This is a genomic window from Actinospica sp., from assembly GCF_035552695.1.
GTDB lineage: Bacteria > Actinomycetota > Actinomycetes > Streptomycetales > Catenulisporaceae > Actinospica.
The window spans coordinates 1-21,184 of the sequence record NZ_DASZKT010000020.1 but is presented as its reverse complement, the minus strand read 5'-3'; the positions used below and the strand labels follow the sequence as shown (position 1 = coordinate 21,184).

Here is a 21,184-nt window from a genome sequence, read left to right as displayed (position 1 = left end):
GACGGACCAGACGAAGGTGGCCGTGCCCGAGACTCCTGCCGTGTCCTTTGCCGTCACCGTCACCGTGTAGGTCCCGAGCGTGCTGCCGGAACCGGAGATCGTGCCGTTCGACGCGATCGTGATGCCTGGCGGCAGCCCGGTTGCGGTGAAGGTGAGGGTCTGCGACGCGTTGGAGTCCACCGCCTGCATGGCGAACGACATCGCCGTGCCCTTCGGGCTGCTGTAGCCGAAGGGGTTGACGACGCCGACCGTCTCCGCGCCCGGCACGCCCGAGTTCGGCGTGACTCCTGCGCTGAGCGCCGTGTTGGCCAGCGAGACGCCCGCGGCCGCGTTGCCCGCCGCGACCTGCCCGGTGAGCGTGTGGGCGAGGCTGGTCGAGCCGGTCAGCGGCAGGCTGCTTGACCCGTCCCCGACCTTGATCGAGTACGTGCCCGCCTGGGCCTCCCACTGGTTGTCGGCCGGGGACCAGGAGGCCAGGTCGTGGATGGTCAGCGGGAAGGTGACCGTCGCGCTCTGCCCGGGGTTGAGCATGACGCGCTGGAAGCCCTTCAGCTGCTCCGGCGGGTCCTGGCTGGCGGTCGGGTCGCCGACGTACATCTGCGCCACGTCCGCGCCGGCCACCGAGCCGGTGTTGGTGATCGTCGCGGTCGCCGTGGCGTTCCCGTCCGCGTTGAAGGCGCCGATGTTGAGGTTGGAGAAGGAGAACTTCGTGTAGGAGAGCCCGTACCCGAACGGGAAGGCGGGGGTGATGTTCTGCGACTGGTACCAGCGGTAGCCGATGTTCACGCCCTCGCTGTAGGTCACGCCGGTCGAGGTGCCCGGCCACTGCGCGGTGGTCTGCGCCGGAACCTGGCTCAGACTGCTCGGGAAGGTGACCGGCAGCTTGCCCGAGGGGTCGGCGGTGCCGAACAGCAGCGCCGCGACGGCCGCCCCGGTCTCCTGCCCGCCGTACCAGTTCTCGAACACGCCCGCGACCGAGTTCAGCCATGGCATGACCACGGGCGTGCCGCTGTTGATCACCACGATGGTGTGCGGGTTCACCGCGGCCACGTCCGCGATCATCGTCTCGTCCGCGCTGGACAGGTCGAGTGTCTTCAGGTCGCTCTCCTCGCCCTCCGGGAGGCTGACGTAGATGATCGCGTCGGTGGCTGCCTGCGCGGCGGCGACCGCCTGCGGGATGTCGGTGGTGCCGTTGTCGTCGCCGGCGGTGTAGGTGACCTTCACGTTCGGCCCGACCGCGTTCTGGATACCGGTCAGCGGCCAGACCGCGTTCGAGGCGTCGACCCCGCCGCTGCCGCCGCCGGCGATCTCGACCGCGGCGCCGCCGTCGGTGCCGAGCACGGCGATCGACTCGTTGCCGTTCGGGTTGAGCGGCAGCATGCCGTTGTTCTTCAGCATGACCGTGCCCTCCTCACCGAGTTGCAACGCGGTCTGCTGGTGCGCCGCGGTGGTGACGGTGGCGGACAGGGATCCGCTGGCCGGGTTGTCGAACACGCCGAACGCGAACATCTGGGTCAGGATCCGGGCCACGACCGCGTTGAGGGTCGACTGGCTCAGCGTGCCGGCCGACAGGGCGGCGGACACGTTGCTCGCATCGGAGAACGGCATCGCGATGTCCATGCCGCCTTCGGCGTCCGCGACGGCGTTGCCCGCGGCGCCCCAGTCGGAGACGATGAAGCCGCCGTAGTTGGCCTGGTCGTCGAGCCCGCGTTGCAGCATGTCGGCGTTCGCGCAGGAGGGGGCGCCGTTGACCACGGCGTAGGAGCACATGATCGAGGCGGGCGCGGACTGCTCGATGGCAGTCTGGAACGGCGTGAGGTAGAGCTCTTCGAGCGCCTGCTGGCTGACCGTCTCATTGTTGGTGCCGTTCGGGTACTGCTCCTGGTCATAGGCTGCGGCATGCTTGACCTCGGCCATCACTCCCTGGCTCTGCAGGCCGTCGACCTCGGCCGAGGTGACTTGGCCGGCCAGGTACGGGTCCTCGCCGTAGGTCTCGTAGGTCCGGCCCCAGCGCGGGTCGCGTACCAGGTTGGTCGTCGGGCCGAGCGAGATGTTCACGCCCTTGCCGGCGAACTCGGCACCCTTCGCCGCGCCCTCCTGTGCGATCAGCGCCGGGTCCCAGGTCGCGGCCGCGTTCTCACCGTCCGGGAAGGCCGTCACGCCGCCGTTGCCGTCGCCGACTCCGGACGGGCCGTCCTCCAGGTTCAGCGGCGGGATGCACAGATTCGGGATGCCGCCGACCTGGCCGATGTACGACGAACTGCCGTCGCCGGAGGCCAGAGTCACCTCTTCGGCCTGGTCCATGGTGTTGAGCACCTGCTGGACCCGCTGGGCGACCGGCGCGGTGGAACCCACCCACGGGCAGACCCCGTTGCCGCCGTTGCCGGTGCCGCCGGTGACCGGGGCCACGGTAGTCAGGCCATAGACATCGAACTCAAAGATCGAATAGCCCCACTGGGTGGCCCGCACCGTGCCGTACATGCGGATGTAGCGGGCGGTCACGGAGGCGGTGAACGTTTGGCTCCCGCCGGTGCCGGTGGTCGTGGAGTAGAGGTTCGTCCAGGTCGAGTTGTCGTTGGACACCTGGATCTGGAACGCCGACGCGTACGCGGCCTCCCACATGAGGCCCACGCTGCAGATCTGCTGCTGGGCACCGAGGTCGACCTCCAGCCACTGCGGGTCGCTGTACGCGCTCTCCCACCGCGTGCCGGGATCGCCGTCGGTGGCGGCGCCTGCCAGATTGGCAGTGGCGGAGTATGTCGAGGAGGCCGTAGTCGGCTGGTCGAGTGCGAGGTCCTGAGTGCCGCAGTACTCGGTCGGACCTCCGCCGCCGGTGCCGCCACCACCACCGCCGCCCGATCCCTGGGTGAAGGCCATGTAGTGGAAGTTCCAGCCGTTGGTGTCCTGGTCGACGGTGAGCGTCTGCTGGCCGGCAGGCAGGGTGAGGCTGGCGGTGACCGTGGTCCAGGTCTCGTACCCGCCGGTGTTCGGGACGGCGACCGCGCCGGTCAGGTTGGTGCCGGCGGAGTTGGCGATGTGCAACGCGTCGGTGATGCCGTACGGCGAGGACACCCGGAAGCTGACCGTGTAGTTCCCGGCGGTGGCGACGTTGACGGTGTAGTTGAACCACTGTCCCGGAGTGGCCCAGCCTATGTCGTAGGCGCCGCCTGCCGCGGTGGTGTCCTGCGTGTCCGCGGTGGCCTCCAGATCAACCCCGTCGGAACGGTAGCTGTCGGCGCTGCCGTTGGCGGAGGCGACGTTGTACGCCACGCCCTGGCCGCCGGTGTCGTAGTTCGCCGCCTGCACGGTGCCCGGAACCGCGGTCGCCGTACCACCGAAGGGGGCGTCGGCTGCGGCGCGGGCCACGGAGAGCGGACCGGCCAGGGACAACGTGGACAGGATCGCCGCCGCGAGAATCACCCGGATTCTGCGCCGCCGGGGCGGGAGCGGCCTGCCGCGCACGGGCGCGGACAGTCTCAGGAGCGGGAGAGGCCTCATTGCATTTCCCTTCAGTTTGCCTGATCTTCTACCGGCGCCGCCGCGCGGGCGGACGGCGCACGGGTCGGTGGGCCGACCAGCCCGGCCGAGGCCGGAGTCTGCCTGCGGACATCCGCGAACGGCCCGCACCCGCGCGCCCGACTCGGCCGGGCGCTGCCGGCGCGGCGATCCGCGGATTTCCGCAGCGGTGTGTCGGATGGTGCGGGGGTGGTGGCGGGCCGTGGTGCCGCAAAGCGGCAGTTCAGCGCGGCATCTGACGTCTCGCCAGCCGAGAGAGCGCTCTCTGGCGAAGCGTGAGAAGGTGGGAGAGCGCTCTCCGCTTAGAGGTTTATGGCAGGAATCCCGCCATGTCAAGCTTCTGTAACGGATCGCAGAAGTCGATCACCAATGCGCCGCGGATCACCGGTCCCGCGATCCCGCGACTCGTGGCTCCGTCAGCGCCGACAAATGCATCCATGCTGGTGAAAGCGTTATCGAGCCCTACCTGACGAGGCACGCAGAGCTGATTTCTCTGCGGAGAGTCAGAGCTTCCGGCACGCTGACGGCTAGTTGTGCTGATGAGATTCGCGAATCTCGCCGCAGTGAACGCGTTCGCGGCGCCGCGGCAGCTTGCGCTCGGCGATCACAAAAAACGTCGAGTGAGAGAGCGCTCTCTGAGGCTGACCAGATGACGTCACGTCACATGGCGTAGAGCCGTCGCTCCGAGACTGCTGCGTCGGCCAGCTTCGCAGCGGCATCTCGACCCTTCCAGGAGCCCCTGGTCCGCAGATGGCCCCTATAGCCGGGCTCTACTGCCGTACGGTACCTGCGATTGCCCCTGCCGAACCTTTGGTAGGCGACGCGGCCGCGAGCCCCAGGACGAGAGTCCGGGTATCGCGGCCGCGCGCGTGGTCGGCGGCCCCGACGACGGGGGCGACTGCAGGCACGCCATATACACAGGCGATAGCCGGCGCAGATTCGTTACACCCCCACCCGAGCGCCACGAACCGATGGAGCCTCCGGGCTTATGTCGATGACGAGGCGAGCGAGAGCCGAGTCACGCGGCTACTTCGTCATTTGTGCAGCCACGTCGCGCCGAAGGAGGTGCCGTTGAGCGCGCCGTCCTCGGTCAGCAGCGTGCCGTTGCGCTCGAGGTTCGTCGTCTGCAGGGTGCCCTCGCCGGAGAGCTGCTGACCGTTGGCCGTGACGTTGCCGAACTCGATCGAGCCGAAGTCGGGGACGGGCGGGATCGTCTGGCTGCCTATCGCCTCGATGATCACCTCGGCCGAGCTGAGCGCGGCCGAGGCCAGCGTCTTGGTGTACGTCTTCTTCCAGCCGCGCGTCGGGTCGGCGAGCACGAGCGTGAAGGTGCCGCTGCCGTTCGTGATGACGGAGGAGGTCATCGTGTCCCCCGCCTGCACTGTCTCGGTGAAGTAGATCGAGTTGGCCGGGTACATCTCGACCCACGGGTTGTACTGCGTCTTGCCGCCGCTCGTGCAGACCGCGTCCAGGCCGATCTGCTCGACGGTCGAGCTCGTCCATCCGTCGAGCCCGGACCAGAAGGAAACATCGCCCTTGGTCACCGAGCAGTTGAGCGAGGGAACGACCCAGTCGCCGGTGACGGCGTCGTAGGTCTCGCCGGTCACGGCGTAGCCGCCCCAGCTGTTATCCCCGCTGTGCCGAAACCGGTGGGTGTAGTGCGGCACGACCGCCCCGCCGGTGGCGAAGGCCGGGGCGGACACGAGGGCCGTGGAGACGCCCAGCAAGCCGACGAGGGCACGACTGTATACGTGCACGGATCTCCTCAGATGGCGCGCGCGCCGGAAAACGGCGCGGCAGTGGGTGGGTGCGCGGAGTTCGAGAAACCCTGCGCTCACCCGAGGTTCTCGGAGATCGGATTGCCGTTCTACCAGGCGACGGCAAAGACGGAGCAACGGAAAAGCAACACCCTGAGTAGGCTCACACGACGAGCCTTGTCGGGACCGGGTATCTCAGCTTACGAACTTCACGCGCCACGAAGCTCGGCGCCGCGGGGTAGGGGTAAGCCCAGGCCCAAGTCCCCGTGTCGTTCCGTCCAGCGGACCCGAAGAGGCGCTTGGCCGCGGTGGATTGCGTAACGTGCGAGTCCTGGTGCCGTTAGACCACAGACCAACGGAGTACGCATGCGTCACTCGCCATCGCTGCCTGCCTCCCAGGACGTCATCCACTGTGCAGTACGAATCGTGCCTGGGTTCCCGCGATGAGCGGACTGAGGCTGGGCGTCCGCGTCCCGCCCTGCGCCAGGGCCGATCGGCTGGTGGACACGGTGCGCCGGGCCGAAGAACTCGGCCTCGACCGGGTGTGGTTTCCCGACTCGCAGCTGCTGTGGCGGGATGTGTTCACCGTGCTGACCGCCGCCGCTCTCGGGACGGAGCGGATCGGTCTGGGGACCGCGGTGACCAACCTCGCGACCCGGCATCCGAGCGTCGTCGCCTCGGCCGCTCGCAGCGTGGCAGAACTCGCGCCGGGCAGGTTCATCCTCGGGCTCGGCGTCGGCAACAGTTCGGTCGGACCCATCGGATTGCGCCAGAGCAGGGCAGCGGAACTGCGCGAGGGCGTGGCCATGCTGCGCGCCCTGCTGAGCGGAGCGGAGTGGCAGTTCGGCGACCGGGTGCGCTCCCGGCTCCGCGATCCCGGGCCCGAGGTGCCGATCCATCTGGCCGCGAGCGGTCCGCGCAATCTGCGCCTGGCCGGGGAGATCGGCGACGGGGTGATCCTGCTCAGCGGCATCTCCCCGGCGACGCTGGCCGCCGCCACCGCCCGGGCTCGTGAGGGCGCCGCGGCCGCGGGCCGCGGCGCGGCGGTCCCGCTCACGGTCTCAGCGTTCTGCGCCGTCACCGATGACATCGCGACGGCGGCGCGGCAGCTCAAGCCCGTCTGCGCGTCCATCGCCCAGAACGGCGGGGCCGATTTCCTCGCCCTCGCCGGTATCCGGGTGCACGTCCCGGCGAGAGTGGAGGACGTGTATCCGGACCTGGTGCACGCGGAGGACTGGGAGGCGGCCGTGGCGATCTGCTCCGCCTGGGTGAGCGACGAGGCGGCGGTGCGCTTCGCCGAGGAGTTCTGCCTCTTCGGTACCGCGGACGCGATCGCCGACCGCTTGCGGACGCTGCACGCCGCGGGCGTGGGCGAGGTGCTTCTCCAGCACGTCGGCTCGTACGACCTGCCCACGGAGTTGATCGAGACCGTCGGCATGTCGGTGCTTCCCGTGCTCCGCGGACGGTGAGGTCCGCGGACGTTGACGGCCTCGGGTCGGCGCAAGGCCCTGACTCGGGACAGAGCCGCACGCGCTGCCTGGCGAGCCAGGCGTGCCGTGACGACACGCCGGCGCGGCGTAGCCTTCGCGTCGGATGCGCTCCGGTCCGCCGGAGCCGGGCGGGTATCAGGGTACTCAGGGCGTGTCGCTCCATCCGCGGGACGACCGCCGACAGCGGAAACCGAGCGGGGAGCCGGCGGACTGTCGACGCAGGCAAGGGGTGCCGGATCAGCCGGCCGCCCACTCCATCACGATCTCGGCGAACCGTTCGGGCCGCTGTTCCGGGAGCGGCACGTGGCCGCCGGGAACGATCCTGGTCTCGATGGACAGCGCGGCGAACCTCTCCAGCGCGGGCAGGGAGAAGCGGTCGTCCTCCGCGCAGATCGCCAGGGTCCGGGCGGTGACCTCGGCAAGCCGTCGGTCCATCAGGGAGCGGCGGACCGCTTCGTGGCCCTCCTCCACGCGTTCCAGAACGGTCAGCGCGTCGATCATGAAGCGGTTCAGGGCGGCCTCCTCGCCCGGCCGGTAGAACTCCCGCCTCCGGTTCCACAACTCCAGCAGGTGCGAACCGTCGGGCTCGGGCACGACCAGGTCCACCGGTGTGCGCCGATCCGCGGTACGCCGCTTCTCGTCGTCGATGAAGGGAGTTCCGGACAGCAGCAGGCTGGCCACGCGGTCGCGCAGGCGGGCGGCGACCTCCACCGCGATGACTCCGCCGGTGTGGTGCCCGACCAGGTTCAGGCGGTCCAGGCCGAGCGCCTCGACGAGTTGACCGACCGCGTCCGCCCAGCGCTCCACCGAATGGACCCCGGCGGGCTTCGCGGACGCGCCGAAGCCGAGGGTGTCCATGGCGATCGCCCGGTGGCGCGCGCCGACCAGCGGCAATACGTCGAGGTACTCGGTCCATGAGCGCGGAGTCTGATGGAGCATCAGCACCGGCTCGCCGGAGCCGCATTCGACGTAGTGCAGTTGCCCGTAGGTGCTCGGGACGTAGCCCCGGCGCAGTGTGTCGGTCATGCTCTACCTCCGGTCGGTGTCAATGACGGCTCGGCCCTGCGCGCGGACAGGCCGGGCGGAACGGCCGTTTCGGATCTTGGATCGACCGCCCGGCCGCCGCGGAACACCGCGAGCAGCCGGCTGCGGTCGCCGAGCAGCGCCAGGTCGGTCAGCGGATCGCCGTCCACGACAAGAAGATCTGCCCACCGCCCGGGCGCGACCGTGCCGGTCCGCTCGCCCAGGCCGATGGCCTCGGCTGCCGTGGAAGTCGCCGCGACGATCGCTTCCATCGGCGTCAATCCGACCTTGGTACGCAGCAGTTGCAGCTCACCGGCGTGCGAGCCGAAGCGCAGTGTGTTGCCGGAGTCCGTGCCCGCGATGATCCGCACCCCGGAGCGGTACGCCAGCCGGGCCGACTCCAGTCGCTGGACGCTCAGCCGCTCGGCCTTGTCCAGGTGCTCGGCGGCAAGGCCGCGCTCGTGTCCGTGTTCTGTCATGAACTCGCTGATCGAGAGGGTCGGGCAGAGGAACGTGCCGCGTTCCAGCATCAGGTCCACGAGGCGTTCGTCGAGATCCGACCCGTGCTCCAGGGTGTCCACCCCGGCGGTGAGCGCCGCCTCGATGCCGGGCCGGGTGTGGGCGTGCGCCGCGACCCGCAGGCCGAGCGCGTGCGCCTCATCGACGATCGTGTCGATCTCGGCCTGGGTGTAGTTGCGCCATTCCGTGCGGTCGCCGATCGAGAGGGTGCCGCCGCTGGTACAGATCTTGATCAGGTCGACGCCCATCCGCGCGTACTCGCGGACCCGCTTACGGCACTCCGCGACACCGTCGGCCGGGGCCCACATGCGGCGCTCGTCGAGCGTCGCCGGACAGAACATGTCCCCGTGGCCCGCGGTCATTCCGACCAGGCCCGAGGCGACGACCCGGGAGCCGTCCAGCACCCGCGCTTCAAGCACATCGCGCACGGCGACCTCGAGCCGGGACCCCGCCGCGTCCCGGATGGTGGTGAATCCGCAGCGCAGTGCGGTACGGGCGTTGGCCACGGAGTGCAGGGTCTGCTCCTCGGCGGCGGTGAATATGTTCCAGAGGTGTATGTCGCTCGGTTGGGGACCGGCGTTGGAACGGAGGTGCACGTGGCAGTCGATCAGGCCCGGCAGCAGGGTTGTGCCGCGCAGGTCGTACACCGCGTCCCCGGGGCCGACGCGCACGTCCGCGGCCGGGCCGACCTCGGCGATCAGTTCGCCTTCGACCACCACGGAGACGTCCTGCCGCGGGGCCGTGCCGGTTCCGTCCACCAAAGTGACCCCGCGGAGAATCGTTCGCTCTGTCATCCACGCTCCTTCATTCGCCCAGGGCCGTACTCGGCCGCTCCCCACCCTGCCCACCGCCGCTCCGCCGAGGCCAGCGAAAAGGTCCGCTGTCCGGAACGGCCCGCTCGCGCAAACGCGGAAAGCAGGCGTACAGCTGAGGAGTGACAAACCCATCCATGGCTTCGCCCAGCTCCATCACCGACACCGCGAGCGCGCTGCGCATCCGTGGCGCGAGGCTCGTCGACGGCACCGGGACCGCCCCGGTCGAGGACGCCGTCCTGCTCATCGACGGCGGCACGCTGCGTTACGCGGGCCCCGCGCCTCAGGCGCCTCAATCGCCTCCCGGTGTCGCCGAACTGGACGCCGCGGGCCGCACCGTGCTGCCGGGATTCTTCGACTGCCACGTGCACCTCGGCTTCGCGCACGGTTCTCCGCACGCCCGGCGTGGTGAGCTTGACCCGGTACTGCTCACCCTGGACACCGCCGACCGCCTCCGGCAGACGCTGGAGGCGGGCATCACCACCGCCAGAGATCTCGGCGGGCTGCCCGCCGGTTACCGCACCGCGGTGGCGGCCGGACGGATCGTCGGTCCCCGTCTGCACACGGCGGTGCGGATCATCAGCCACACCGGCGGCCACGCCGACGTGCGACTGCCCGACGGCACCGACCTCAGCGGCGGCATGTCGGAGATCGCCGACACCGCCGACGAGGCCCGGCTGGCCGTGCGGCGTGTGCTGCGCGACGGCGCGGACCTGGTCAAGGTCTGCGCCACCGGCGGGATGGCGAGCCCATACGACCAGCCCGAGGACGAGGGACTGCTGGAGGACGAGATCCGAGCGGTCGTCGACGAGGCCCGGCGACACGGCGGCAAGCCGGTCGCCGCGCACGCACAGGGCACGGCGGGCATCCTCAACGCGCTCCGCGGCGGAGTCACCAGCCTGGAGCACGCATACGGCCTCGACCGACATGCCCTCGAACTCTCCGGCGAGCAGGACGTGTTCATCGTCCCGACGCTCTCCACGGTGTACGCGGGGATCGACCGCGACACCATGCCTGACTACCACTACCAGAAGAAGGTCCGCTGGTCCGGCATCACCAAGGAGAACATCGCGCGCGCGATAGAGCACGGCGCACGGATCGCGCTCGGGACCGACGCCGCCGTCGGCCCGCACGGCCGGAATCTCATGGAACTGAGCTACCTCGCGGACCTCGGGATGAGCCCGATGGACGCGATCGTCGCCGGCACCCGCACGTCCGCCGAGCTGCTCGGCGTCTCCGACCGGCTCGGCACCCTGGAGCCCGGCAAGGCCGCGGACCTCGTCATCTGCGACGGGGATCCGCTCTCGGACATCGGAATCCTGGGGATTCCGTCGAACATCCGATGCGTCGTACAGGACGGAGTCATCCGCAAGAACACCCTCTGAGCCGATCGGGGCGGGCCCGCGCGACGCGCCGCGGGCCCGTCCCTCGTCGTCTCAGGCTCCTTCCACCGCTTCCGCCGCCTCCGGCGCCGGGGCCAGCACTTTCCGCGCGGCTTCGAGCCCTGCGATGACCACGATGTTGACGGCCAGGCCTGCGAGCCCCGGGGAGAGCTGTCCCAGACTCAGCACCGGGGCGAAGCTCTGCACGATCACGACGGCCACGCCGACGACGGTGCCGAGGACCGCGCTCGTCCTGGAGATCAGGACCCGTTCACCGAACAGCGCCGCGGCGGTGGCCGGGGCCAGTTGGCTCAGTCCGCTGAAGGTGAGCAGGAGCAGGTTGGCCAGCGAGTCGGGCCGGAGGAGCGCCAGCACCAGTGCCAGTCCGGTCAGCAGGACGACCGTGATCTGGTTCGTCCGGTACTGCCCGCGTTCCGAGCGCACCCGCACCACGTTGCGGGCGACGAGCGGGCAGATCCCGACGAGGATGCCGGCCGCGGGCACCATCGCGGCGGCGATACCGCCGACCGCCACCACCCCGACCAGCCAACCGGGCAGGGCCCGCTGGGCGAGCGTGAACAGCGCGGCGTTCGCGTTGCCGGACCGCGATCCCAGCACCGCCATGGCCACGAAACCGAGCACGACGGGCAGCACCAGGCAGAGCGAGTACAGCGGCAACACGACATAGTTGCGCCGCAGCACCCGCGCGCTCCGGGCGGAGAGCACGCTCGGCCAGTTGTGCGGGGCCGTCAGGAAGACGATTCCGACGAGGCTGATCAGGACACTGCTGGCGAACCAGGTGGCGCTGTGCGAGCCCGCATGAATGGACAAGGCCTCGGGCATTGCGGCCTGCACATGCTCGAACAGGTGCGGGATGCCGCCGTAGAAGTGCGCCGGCAGGACCGCGACCAGCACCACAAGGACCACGAGCATGATCGCGTCCTTGAAATAGGACGTGATGGCGACGCCCCGCAGCCCGGACCAAAGGACGAAGCCCACCACGAGCACGAAGGCACCCACCATGCTCCAGTCGGCCGACCTCTTGTCGCCGGTGGCGAACTGGACGATCTGCCCGAGACCGGTGATCTGCAGTTGGAGATACGGCAGCAGGAAGACGGTGCCCAGGACGCCGACGAGCCAGCCGAAGAACCTGCTGCGGTAGACGTCCTCGAAGAAGTCGGCCTGGGTGATGTATCCGCGCCCCGCGGCCTTGCGCCACAGCACCGGCGCGACGAGATACAGGCCGAGATATGCCAGCGGCGTATAGACCAGCGGATAGAGCGAGGCCGTGCCCACACTCGCGGAGAGGGCGACCAGGCCGACGAAGGTGAAGGTGGTGAACGACTCCCCGGCCTGGAGCAGCCAGGTGGTCGCCATGCCCAGCCGTCGGCCACCGACCGCCCACTCCCCCAGATCGATGGCGGAACGCCGCCGGCTCAGGAATCCGAGACACCCGATCAGCAGGGTGCCCACGATGACGACCGCGAGGACCGAGGTCACTCCTGCTCACCTCCGCGTGCCCTCTCGAAATAGGCGAGGACCGCGCTCACCGAGGCGGCGGACAGGACCATCCACCAGACGAGCGAGGGAAGGCCGAGCCAGACGTGCGGGCCGTCCACCGCCGGAACAGCGATGCCGACCAGATAGAGAACCGGGGGAATCACACTTGCCAGCCACAGTTTCCAGCGTCTTTCCATGCCACTCCTTATCCGCGTGAGCGCGGGATCGGATACGCGTTGTTCACACAGGTCGACCGGCGAGAACAATGGCCGAATACGAGTTGTCCGTGCTGTCCGCCGGAGGAATCGGCACGATTATTCGGATCGCCGAACACGCGGACAAGCAGGGGGTTCCGCTCACCGGACCCGGCTGCGCGATGTCTTCGACCACTGTCATCCGGCGCCGCCCTGCGGATGGTCGCCGACCAGCGGCGTGTCGAGGCCGATCTCGCCGCCCAGCTTGCCGGCCCCGCCGGGATCTCCCAGCGGCTCGGCACGGCCGGGCAGGGGCTCGGCGAAGAACGCGTGCGAATCGGCGACGAATGCGGCGCGATCCGGGTCGCTGCGGGCCGTTCGATCGACGAAGATCGCCCCGACCGGGCACTCCGGTTCGCACGCGCCGCAGTCGATGCATTCGTTGGCGTTGATATAGCTCTTGCGCTCGCCGACGTAGATGCAGTCCACGGGACACACATCGAGGCAGGCTCGATCGGTGACGTCGATGCAGTCGGCGCCGATCACATAGGCCATGAGAGGTTCTCCGGATTGTTCAGGAGGATTCGGTGGAGTGGCCGGGGAAGAGCGAGAGCTCGGGGTCCAGTTCGACGGCCGCGTTGTTCACGGCAGTGGCGACCTCGCCGAAGCCGACCGACATCAGCCGGACCTTGCCGGCGTATTCGGTCACGTCGCCCGCCGCGTAGACCCGGTCCCTGCTGGTGCGCATGCGCGAATCGACGACGAGATGCCGCCGCGTCAGGTCCAGGCCCCACCCGGCGATCGGGCCGAGATCGCTGACGAAACCGAGCGCCGCGACGACGCTGTCCACGTCGTACACGCGCGGTCCGTGCTCGCCGCGCACCCGTACGTGCGCCTGGCGTACGACGCCGTTGCCGGTGAGGGCTTCCACCTCGGCCTCGGTCACGAGGCGTACCCCGCATGCGCGCAGCGCCGCGAGGCTCGCCGCGTGGGCCCGGAAGGTCGCGCGGCGGTGCACCAGAGTGACCGACCGGGCGATCGGGTGCAGTGCGAGAGCCCAGTCCACCGCGCTGTCGCCGCCGCCGACCACGAGGACGTCGTGATCGGCGTGCCGGCCGGGGTCGGGGACGAAGTAACTCAGGCCACGGCCGAGGAACTCCTCGCCGGCGGGCAGCACCCGGGGAACGAAGGTGCCGATGCCCGCGGTGACGATCAGCGCGCCCGCGGTGATCCGTGAACCGTCCGCGAGGGTGACCCGGGGCCTGCCGTCGGACGCGTAGACGAGTTCGACCGCCTGGTGTCCGAGCAGGTGGACGGGCGCGTAGGCCTCGGCCTGCTCGACGAGGGCGGCGACGAATTCGCGGCCGCGCATCCGCGGGATTCCCGCGACGTCGCGGATCTCCTTCTCCGGATACAGGGCGCTGATCTGCCCGCCGACCTGGGGTAAGGCGTCGACGAGGACCGTGCGCAGGCCGCGGAACCCGGCGCAGTACGCGCCGTAGAGCCCGGTCGGTCCCGCGCCGATGATGAGGATGTCCGTCTCCAACTGCTGCACGCTCGCCACCGTAGGGACGTTCGCGCGGCTCGCCGCGTCTCGCGGACCGTTGACCGGAACACGGGCCCGATCGCGGATCGCGGTTCGGTCAGCGGACCGCGCTCCTTTGCGCCGGACCACCGCGGTGGTGGGCTCGGGGCATTGCGGTCGCGCGGCGGCCGTCTGAACCGAATGGAGCGGAGCGATGATGCGTGGAGAGAGCGGCGCGCCGGAGGTCTCCTCGCCCCCTCGACGGTCCGGGCCGCGCGAGCCGGGCCGGCAGGACTGGTCGAGCTGGCCGCACTACCAGGCCGCGGCGAGCGGCTTCCGCGGCTACTGGTACCCGGTCGCGTTCTCGTCGCGGATCACCGGTCGGCCCACGCAGGTCACCCTGCTCGGCGAGAAGATCATGCTGGTCCGCGACGGCGGCACGGTCTTCGCGCTCAAGGACCGCTGCCCGCACCGCGGCGTGCCGCTGAGCGAGGGGAAGCGGCAGTTCCCGGGAACCGTCTCGTGTGCTTACCACGGCTGGACCTTCGGTCTGGCGGACGGCGAGCTCAAGGCGGCGATCACGGACGGACCGGCTTCGCCGATCTGCGGCAAGGTGCGGCAGCCGACCTACCCGGCGGCCGAGCGGCTCGGCATGGTCTGGGTATACGTCGGCGAGGGCGAGGACGCGCCGCCGATCGACGAGCAGTTGCCGGAGGAACTCGTCGACAACCCGGCCGTCGTCGGCGCGCGGATCCAGCGGCGCACCGGCAACTGGCGTTTCGCCTGCGAGAACGGCTACGACGAGGGGCACGCGAAGTACCTGCACCGCACCGCGCTCTGGCGCGTCTTCAAGTCGATGCCGGTATGGAACGAGACCCGGATCGAGCGGCGCGGCCGGTGGATCTACCGGGTGCAGGAGAAGCAGTACTGGGACGCGGACTTCCCCGGCCTCGGCACGTGGAACAGCCAGGCCTGGTACAAGCAGCGGCCGCCGAAGGACGTGACGAACATCGGCAACACCGGCTCGCACCGCGAAGTCGACCCGGTGATCGCGGCGCAGGAGTTCCCCGGCTTCGCCTCGGTGAGCATGCCGGGCGTGCTGCGGATCGTCTATCCGACCTTCATCCACTACGAGTTCTACGTCCCGATCGACGCCGAGCACCACCTCTACGTCGGGGTCATGGCGAACTTCTCCCGGGGCATCAGGACGCTGCCGTTCTACGTCAAGTACCTCGGCTTCGTGCGCTGGCTCTTCCACGGCCAGTTCTCGGCCCAGGACAAGTGGATGGTCGAGATCACCGACGCCCCGCCGGAGAAGCTGTACCGCCCGGACGACTCGCTGCTCAAGTGGCGCAAGCTCGCCGAGGACACCTGCGAGGGGCGTGCCGCGCGGCCGAAGGACGGGGGCTGACCGGCCATGGCGAGGATCGTGCTCGGGGTCGGCGCCTCCCACTCGACCCTGATGAACACGCACTGGGACCAGGTGGTGGACGTGGAGGGGGCCACCCGTTTCCGCGACGCGCTCGACCGCGCGCGGGAGGCGATCGCGGCGGCGCGGCCCGACGTCGCGGTCATCATCGGTTCGAACCACTTCCGCGGCTTCTGGCTCGACCTGATCCCGGCGTTCGCGCTCGGGGTCGGCGAGGTCATCGGCTCCGGCGAGGCGAAGACGCCGGCCGGGCCCCAGCTGACCGACCCGGGCTTCGCCCGGCGGCTGGCCGAGGAACTCGTGGACCGCGGCACGGAGGTCGCGATCTCGGCCCGGATGCAGATCGACCACGGCCAGACGCACGCGATCCAGTACCTGTTGCGTGATCTGCCGGTGCCCATGGTTCCCTTGGTGGTCAACGTCTTCGCCGCACCGCTGCCCCGAGTCTCGCGCTGCGTCGAACTCGGCCGGAACCTCGCGTCCGCGGTGGCGTCGCTCCCGGAGGACCGGCGCGTCGTCGTCATCGCCTCCGGAGGGCTCTCGCACCGGCTGCCCTGGCCCGCCGACTGGCGTGATCCCCATGGCGAGGACGAACAGTTCCTGGTCGAGGCGTGGCTGAACGGGCGCGGCGACTGGGAACGCTACGACGCCCGGCGCCGCGGCATCATCACCGCGGCCCGGCCGAACATCTTCACCGAGTTCGACGAACGTTTCCTGGCAGACCTCGAACACGGCGCACTCGCCGCGTACGCCGGACTGACGAGCGCCGAGATCGAGGCCGCGGCGGGCAACGGCGGCCAGGAACTGCGCACGTGGCTCGCGATGGCCGCCGCGCTCGGCTTCGCTCCCGGCACGGCGCTCGCCTACGCGCCGATGCCCGAATGGCTGACCGGCATGGGTGTCGCCGTCATCCAAGCCCCGGAGGAGGCGATCGCATGAACGACCCCGTTGCCCGGATCATGGCGGGAATCACCGAGGACAGGCTGCGTGCCGCCGCCCACGCGCTGACCGACATCCCGAGCCCGACCGGCCGGGAGGCGCCGCTCGCGCGTCTGCTCGCCGAACGGCTGACCGCAGCCGGGTTCCGCGCGAGCGCGCAGCATATCGACGAGCACCAGGCCAACGCCGTCGGCCGGCTGCGCGGACGCGGTGGCGGACGCGACGGCGGTGCGGACCTGATGCTGTACGCGCCGATCGACACCCTCACCACCGGCGATGAAGGCCTCGACCTGCCGTGGATCGGCTCCGAGCTGCGCCCGGACATGCGGGCCGCCGCGCGCGACGAAGGGCCGTTCGTCTCCGGGCTCGGGGCGGGCAACCCCAAGGGCCACGCGGCGTGCGTCCTGGTCCTCGCCGAGGCCTTCGCCGAATCAGGCATCGAGCACGGCGGCGACCTCATCGCGGCCTTCGGCGCCGGCGGCATGCCGACGAACGCGATCGACGCACCCGGCTATCCGGCCCGAGCCAACACCGGCCAAGGCGTCGGCTGCTCCTACCTGCTCGAACGCGGCTGGTACGCGGACCACGCGGTGATCGCCAAGCCCGGTGACTTCGTCGCGCACGAAGAGGTGGGCCTGTGCTGGTTCGAGATCACCGTCCCCGGCATCCACACCTATGCGGGCAGCCGACACCGCCTGCCCTACCGCAATCCGATCGTCACCGCCGCAGAGGTCGTCACCCGCCTCGAGGCCTGGCTCGCCGACTATCCGGCCCGGCATCGCACCGGCACCGCTGCGCCGCAGGGGATCATCGGCTCGATCGCGGGCGGCTGGGAACGCATGCTCGCGGTCACGCCCGCGGTCTGCCGGATCCGCCTCGATGTGCGGATCGCTCCCGGCACCGCGCCGATGGACCTCAAGCGGGAGCTCGCGGCGTACGTCGCGCGGCTCGCCGACGAATTGGACGCGGAACCGGGTGTCGAGATGGTTCTCGCGGTCCCCGGCACGCATACGCCTCCTGACGCCCCGATCGTGCGCGCGGCCGTCGAGGCCTGGGAGGGCGCGAGCGGACTGCCGCACGAGCCGGTGCCCGACAACAGCGGAGCCACAGACGCGAACATCCTGCGGGCCCGCGGAATCCCGACCGCGCGCGTCGGAATGCCGAAGGTGGTCTCCGACGAGTTCGACGTCGACTTCTCTCGCGGCATGAACACCGTCGATGTCAGAGCCATGCGACGGCTCTGCGAGGTGCTTGCCCGCATCGCACTCACGATCACGAAGGGAAAGCAATGACCCCAGCCCCCGAGAGCCGCTACGCCGACGGCGCGGGCGTCCGCTATCACTACCACGACCTCGGCTCGGGACCCGACACCGTCTTCCTGCACGGCGGCGGCCCCGGCTGCACCGCCTGGAGCGACTTCGGCCCCGTCGCGCGGCTGTTCGCGGCCGACCGCCGCTGCCTGCTCGTGGACATCCACCAGTACGGCAGGTCGGAGAAGTCGCGCATCGTCGGGCCGATGTGGGACCACCACGCCGCGAAGACCGTGGGCCTGCTCGACACGCTCGATGTGGACCGCGCGGATTTCGTCTGCAACTCCTGGGGCGGGACCATCGCGCTCAACCTCGCGGCCAGGTATCCCGAACGGGTGCGATCCCTGGTGATCACCGGCAGCATGCCCGTGTTCCACGGCCCGCTCGCCCCGCTGCCGGAGGGCGGCCGCCGCGGACGCAACGCCCGCGACGCCTACTACGGCGGCGAGGGTCCGACCCGGGAGAAGATGCGCAAGCTGATCACGACCCTGGAGTGGTACGACGCCGACGCGCTGCCTGAGGAGACCCTCGACCTGCGCTACGAACAGAGCCTTGATCCGGGCGAACGCGAACTCGCGGCGATGTCCGACTCGCCGCGCGGGGACTGGCAGGACCTGTCCGGCGAACTCGCCCTGATCCAGGCGCCGACGCTGTTCATGTGGGGCATGCAGGACGCCTTCCTCACCCCGGACTACCCGCTGATGCTCGCGCGCATGGCGCCGCGCGGCAGCCTGCACGTGATGGACCGCGCCTCGCACCACCTCCAAGAGGAGCGGCCGGAGGCGTACCACGCGGTCGTCAGCGGCTTTCTCGGCTCCTTTGCCGACATCGCCGACATCGCCGACGCCGAGGCGGTGGCCCGATGAAGCATCGTCGGCTGTTCGGCGCACTGTGCGCGGCGCTCCTCGGCTGCGCGGTCCTGCTGCCGCGGATCGCGGCCCGTAGCAACACCCAGGTCCATCGCATCAACCAGCGCTGAATCGGAGATCCCGCATGACCATCTGGACCGAACTGAGCCCGCTGCCGTTCCGCGTCGAGTACGCGGATGCGAACGGCGTCCGGACCCGCGCGCTGCGAGCCGGTGATCCCGAAGCCCCGGCCGTCGTTTTCCTGCACGGCACGAGCGGCCACCTCGAGGCCTTCACCCGCAACATCGCGGCCCACGCCGACTACGACGTGCACGCCGTCGACATGCTCGGCCACGGCTACACCGGCAAGCCCGCGCGGCCGTACGAGATCGCCGACTACGTCGCGCATCTGCTGGACTATCTGGACGCGGTCGGCGTAGAGCGCGCGCACGTCGTGGGCGAATCGCTCGGCGGCTGGGTCGGGGCACGGGCCGCGATCGAGCACCCGGAGCGCGTACTGAGCCTCCAATTGCTGTGCGCGGGCGGCACCGTCGCCAATCCCAAGGTGATGGACCGCATCAAGTCGAGCACGCTCCAGGCCGTCACCAGTGACGACGTGGACCTGACCCGCCGGCGGCTGCGGCTGCTGATGGCTGACGACGCGGACGCGACCGAGGAACTGGTCGAGGTGCGGCATGCGATCTACCACGCCCCCGACTTCGTGGCCAACGTCGAGAACCTGCTCTCGCTCCAGGAGATGGAACGGCGCAAGCGCAACCTGCTGCGCCGCGGGGACCTGGCGCGCATCACCCAGCCGACGCTGATCGTCTGGGGGCGGCAGAACCCGTTCGGCGAGGTTCCCGAGGCGAATGCCATGCACGAGGCCATCGGCGGGTCGCGGCTCGAACTGTTCGAGGACTGCGGGCACTGGCCGCAGCACGAGAAGGCCGAGCTCTACAACCCGATCAGCCTCGAGTTCCTCCGCAAGGCGGGGAACTGAAGATGGCGACGATGCGCGCTGCGCGGTTCCACGCCTGGGGCGCGGCGCCCGTCGTCGAGGACGTGCCGGAGCCGATCAGGGAACCGGGCCGGGTGCTCGTCGAGGTGCGGGCGAGCGCGGTCGCCCACCTCGATGCGACGGTCTCCGGCGGCGAATTCGGGATGCGGCCTCAGCTCCCTTATATCGGCGGCGTCGAGGGGGCGGGGATCGTGCTGGAGGCCGACGCCGACGGTCCGGCCCCGGGCACCCAGGTCGTCTTGCGCGGCGGCGGCCTCGGCATACTGCGCGACGGTACCTGGACCGAGCGCGTGAGCGTGTCGGCCAAGGCCGTGATGCCGCTGGCCAGGCCGCTGCCGCCGGAGATCGCCGCGAGCTTCTTCGTTCCGGCCACGACGGCGTATATCGCGCTGCACGACGTCGCCCGGCTTGCTCGGGATGACGACGTGATCGTCGTCGGCGCGGCCGGGGCCGTCGGATCGATGATCGTGCAGCAGGCGCTGGCCGCCGGAGCCCGCGTCACCGGCGTCGCACGAGACACCACGGGGGTCCCGAAGGGCGCGACCGCCGTCCACGCCGAGGACGCCGACGCCATGGCGCAGCTGACCGCGGGCCGCACCGCCTCCCTGCTCGTCGACACGATCGGCGGCCGGGCGCTGGCCGAGCGCACCCGCTGGGTCCGTCCCGGCGGGCGCGCGGTCGTGATCGGCTACACGGCGGGCCCGTGCGCGGAACTCGACCTGCCCTCCTGGCTGCTCGACGACGTCGCGCTGCTGCCTGTGAACATGATCCGACGGGAAAGACGTGCCCGAGAGGTCGCCGGCGGGCTTGTCGACCTGCTCGCGGACGGCGCCATGAGCCTGTCCGTGGACAGGTTCGCACTGGCCGACGCCGCGCACGCCCTCGAGCGGCTGCGCTCGGGACGGGTCCGCGGCCGTGCCGTCCTCACCCCTTGATCCACGTTTCGGACAGCGCGCACCCGGTCCGGTCAGCGGACCCGATCCGTTGACCGGACCGGGTGCGGTGGCCGATTCTGGCCTGGTGAGCCAGCCACCGGCCCTGCCCGCCAGCTTCCCCGCCGCCGACGGCGGGATGAACAGCGTGCTCGGCAAGGTGCAGCACATCCTCGAGGCCTTCGGCCCCGACGACGAGTACCTGAGCCTGAGCGAGATCGCCCGCCGCTCCGGCGTGGCCAAGGCCTCCGTACACCGACTCGGCCAGGAACTCGTGCGCTGGGGCGTGCTGGAACGCCGCGGCAGCGACTACTGGCTGGGCATGCGGCTGTTCGAGATCGGGCAGCGGGTGCCGCGCCAGCGCATCCTGCGCGACGCCGCCCGACCGTACATGGAGGACCTGTTCCAGGCCACCGGCGAGACGGTGCACCTCGCCGTGCTCGACGGCCTCGAAGTGCTGTACCTGGAGAAGATCACCGGCCACGGCCAGGTCCGCCCGACACGCGTGGCCGGGCGGATGCCGCTGTACTGCACCGCGACCGGCAAGGCGCTACTCGCCTTCGGTCCGCGCTCGGTCGTGGACGAGGTGCTCGCCCTCCCGATGCCCCGGCTGACCCCGCACACCGTCTGCGTGGCGGGGCTGTTGCGCCAGGAGCTCGCGAAGGCGCGCGAGCTCGGCTACGCGCTGGAACGGGAGCAGACCCGGATCGGCTACATGAGCCTGGCGATCCCGCTGACCGGGGCCACCGGAACCACGATGGGCGCGCTGTCGGTGACCGCCCCCGTCTTCCGCGCGGACGTGAAGAAATACGTCGGGCTGCTCGACATGGTCGGACGGCGCATCACCAAGACCGTCACCTCGATGAGCGCCGACTGACGCCCCGTCTCCCCGGTTTTCGTAAACACCGTGCGCGCGGTTCGCTGAGCGGACCGCGGAACGGACGCGAGCGCGACGGACGGCCGAATAATCGGGTAACCCCCGATGACCGT

17 protein-coding genes are annotated in these 21,184 nt (G+C 70.3%); 9 read left to right on the top strand and 8 right to left on the bottom strand.

Annotated features, from left to right (window positions below):
* Window positions 1-3,498: glycoside hydrolase family 3 C-terminal domain-containing protein (locus VG296_RS03395; protein WP_325562927.1), on the bottom strand; the 3,498-nt coding region annotated here is incomplete at its 3' end.
* Window positions 3,499-4,550: 1,052 nt separating this feature from the next.
* Window positions 4,551-5,273 carry a G1 family glutamic endopeptidase gene (locus tag VG296_RS03390; protein ID WP_325562925.1) on the bottom strand — a complete coding sequence of 241 codons (723 nt, stop codon included), beginning with the start codon at window positions 5,271-5,273 and terminating at the stop codon, window positions 4,551-4,553.
* Between the two features lie 443 nt (window positions 5,274-5,716).
* Here VG296_RS03390 and VG296_RS03385 point away from each other — a divergent pair, with 443 nt between their 5' ends.
* Entirely contained in the window at window positions 5,717-6,742 is a 1,026-nt protein-coding gene (locus tag VG296_RS03385; RefSeq protein ID WP_325562923.1) for an LLM class flavin-dependent oxidoreductase, read from the top strand.
* A gap of 258 nt (window positions 6,743-7,000) precedes the next feature.
* Here VG296_RS03385 and VG296_RS03380 read toward each other — a convergent pair whose 3' ends face one another.
* Both VG296_RS03380 and VG296_RS03375 read right to left on the bottom strand, forming a co-directional pair.
* Window positions 7,001-7,789: an alpha/beta fold hydrolase gene (locus VG296_RS03380; protein WP_325562921.1), complete on the bottom strand. Its 789-nt coding sequence runs from the start codon at window positions 7,787-7,789 to the stop codon at window positions 7,001-7,003.
* Window positions 7,786-9,099, bottom strand: coding sequence for an amidohydrolase family protein (locus VG296_RS03375; protein WP_325562919.1), 1,314 nt, complete (start codon window positions 9,097-9,099; stop codon window positions 7,786-7,788). Before VG296_RS03375 ends, VG296_RS03380 begins: the two co-directional genes overlap by 4 nt.
* Before the next feature lie 155 nt (window positions 9,100-9,254).
* Between VG296_RS03375 and VG296_RS03370 the strand changes: the two genes are divergently transcribed.
* Window positions 9,255-10,502 (top strand): amidohydrolase family protein, encoded by a 1,248-nt coding sequence (locus VG296_RS03370; protein WP_325562917.1) that lies wholly within the window; start codon window positions 9,255-9,257, stop codon window positions 10,500-10,502.
* Between the two features lie 51 nt (window positions 10,503-10,553).
* Here VG296_RS03370 and VG296_RS03365 read toward each other — a convergent pair whose 3' ends face one another.
* From VG296_RS03365 to VG296_RS03350, 4 genes are all read right to left on the bottom strand, one after another.
* Window positions 10,554-11,999 carry a sodium:solute symporter family protein gene (locus VG296_RS03365; protein ID WP_325562915.1) on the bottom strand — a complete coding sequence of 482 codons (1,446 nt, stop codon included), beginning with the start codon at window positions 11,997-11,999 and terminating at the stop codon, window positions 10,554-10,556.
* Window positions 11,996-12,196 carry a hypothetical protein gene (locus VG296_RS03360; protein ID WP_325562914.1) on the bottom strand — a complete coding sequence of 67 codons (201 nt, stop codon included), beginning with the start codon at window positions 12,194-12,196 and terminating at the stop codon, window positions 11,996-11,998. Before VG296_RS03360 ends, VG296_RS03365 begins: the two co-directional genes overlap by 4 nt.
* Before the next feature lie 195 nt (window positions 12,197-12,391).
* Entirely contained in the window at window positions 12,392-12,748 is a 357-nt protein-coding gene (locus VG296_RS03355) for a ferredoxin family protein (RefSeq protein ID WP_325562912.1), read from the bottom strand.
* 19 nt (window positions 12,749-12,767) lie between these two features.
* Window positions 12,768-13,748, bottom strand: coding sequence for an NAD(P)/FAD-dependent oxidoreductase (locus VG296_RS03350; protein ID WP_325562910.1), 981 nt, complete (start codon window positions 13,746-13,748; stop codon window positions 12,768-12,770).
* 187 nt (window positions 13,749-13,935) lie between these two features.
* On the opposite strand from VG296_RS03350, the gene VG296_RS03345 reads away from it, so the two are divergent.
* The 7 genes from VG296_RS03345 (at window position 13,936) to VG296_RS03315 (ending at window position 21,071) form a co-directional block, all read left to right on the top strand.
* Complete coding sequence (locus VG296_RS03345; protein WP_349259445.1) at window positions 13,936-15,129, top strand: Rieske 2Fe-2S domain-containing protein; 1,194 nt, start codon at window positions 13,936-13,938, stop codon at window positions 15,127-15,129.
* Between the two features lie 6 nt (window positions 15,130-15,135).
* The gene (locus VG296_RS03340; protein ID WP_325562906.1) at window positions 15,136-16,086 is read left to right on the top strand and encodes a hypothetical protein; all 951 of its coding nucleotides are present in this window, start codon (window positions 15,136-15,138) and stop codon (window positions 16,084-16,086) included.
* Window positions 16,083-17,378 carry a M20 family metallopeptidase gene (locus VG296_RS03335; protein WP_325562904.1) on the top strand — a complete coding sequence of 432 codons (1,296 nt, stop codon included), beginning with the start codon at window positions 16,083-16,085 and terminating at the stop codon, window positions 17,376-17,378. The genes VG296_RS03340 and VG296_RS03335 overlap by 4 nt, the downstream gene beginning before the upstream one ends.
* Window positions 17,375-18,262, top strand: coding sequence for an alpha/beta hydrolase (locus tag VG296_RS03330; protein WP_325562902.1), 888 nt, complete (start codon window positions 17,375-17,377; stop codon window positions 18,260-18,262). Before VG296_RS03335 ends, VG296_RS03330 begins: the two co-directional genes overlap by 4 nt.
* A gap of 127 nt (window positions 18,263-18,389) precedes the next feature.
* Complete coding sequence (locus tag VG296_RS03325; protein ID WP_325562900.1) at window positions 18,390-19,244, top strand: alpha/beta fold hydrolase; 855 nt, start codon at window positions 18,390-18,392, stop codon at window positions 19,242-19,244.
* A gap of 2 nt (window positions 19,245-19,246) precedes the next feature.
* Window positions 19,247-20,197: a quinone oxidoreductase family protein gene (locus VG296_RS03320; RefSeq protein ID WP_325562898.1), complete on the top strand. Its 951-nt coding sequence runs from the start codon at window positions 19,247-19,249 to the stop codon at window positions 20,195-20,197.
* 85 nt (window positions 20,198-20,282) lie between these two features.
* Window positions 20,283-21,071 (top strand): IclR family transcriptional regulator, encoded by a 789-nt coding sequence (locus VG296_RS03315; RefSeq protein WP_325562896.1) that lies wholly within the window; start codon window positions 20,283-20,285, stop codon window positions 21,069-21,071.
* Window positions 21,072-21,184: the final 113 nt, after the last annotated feature.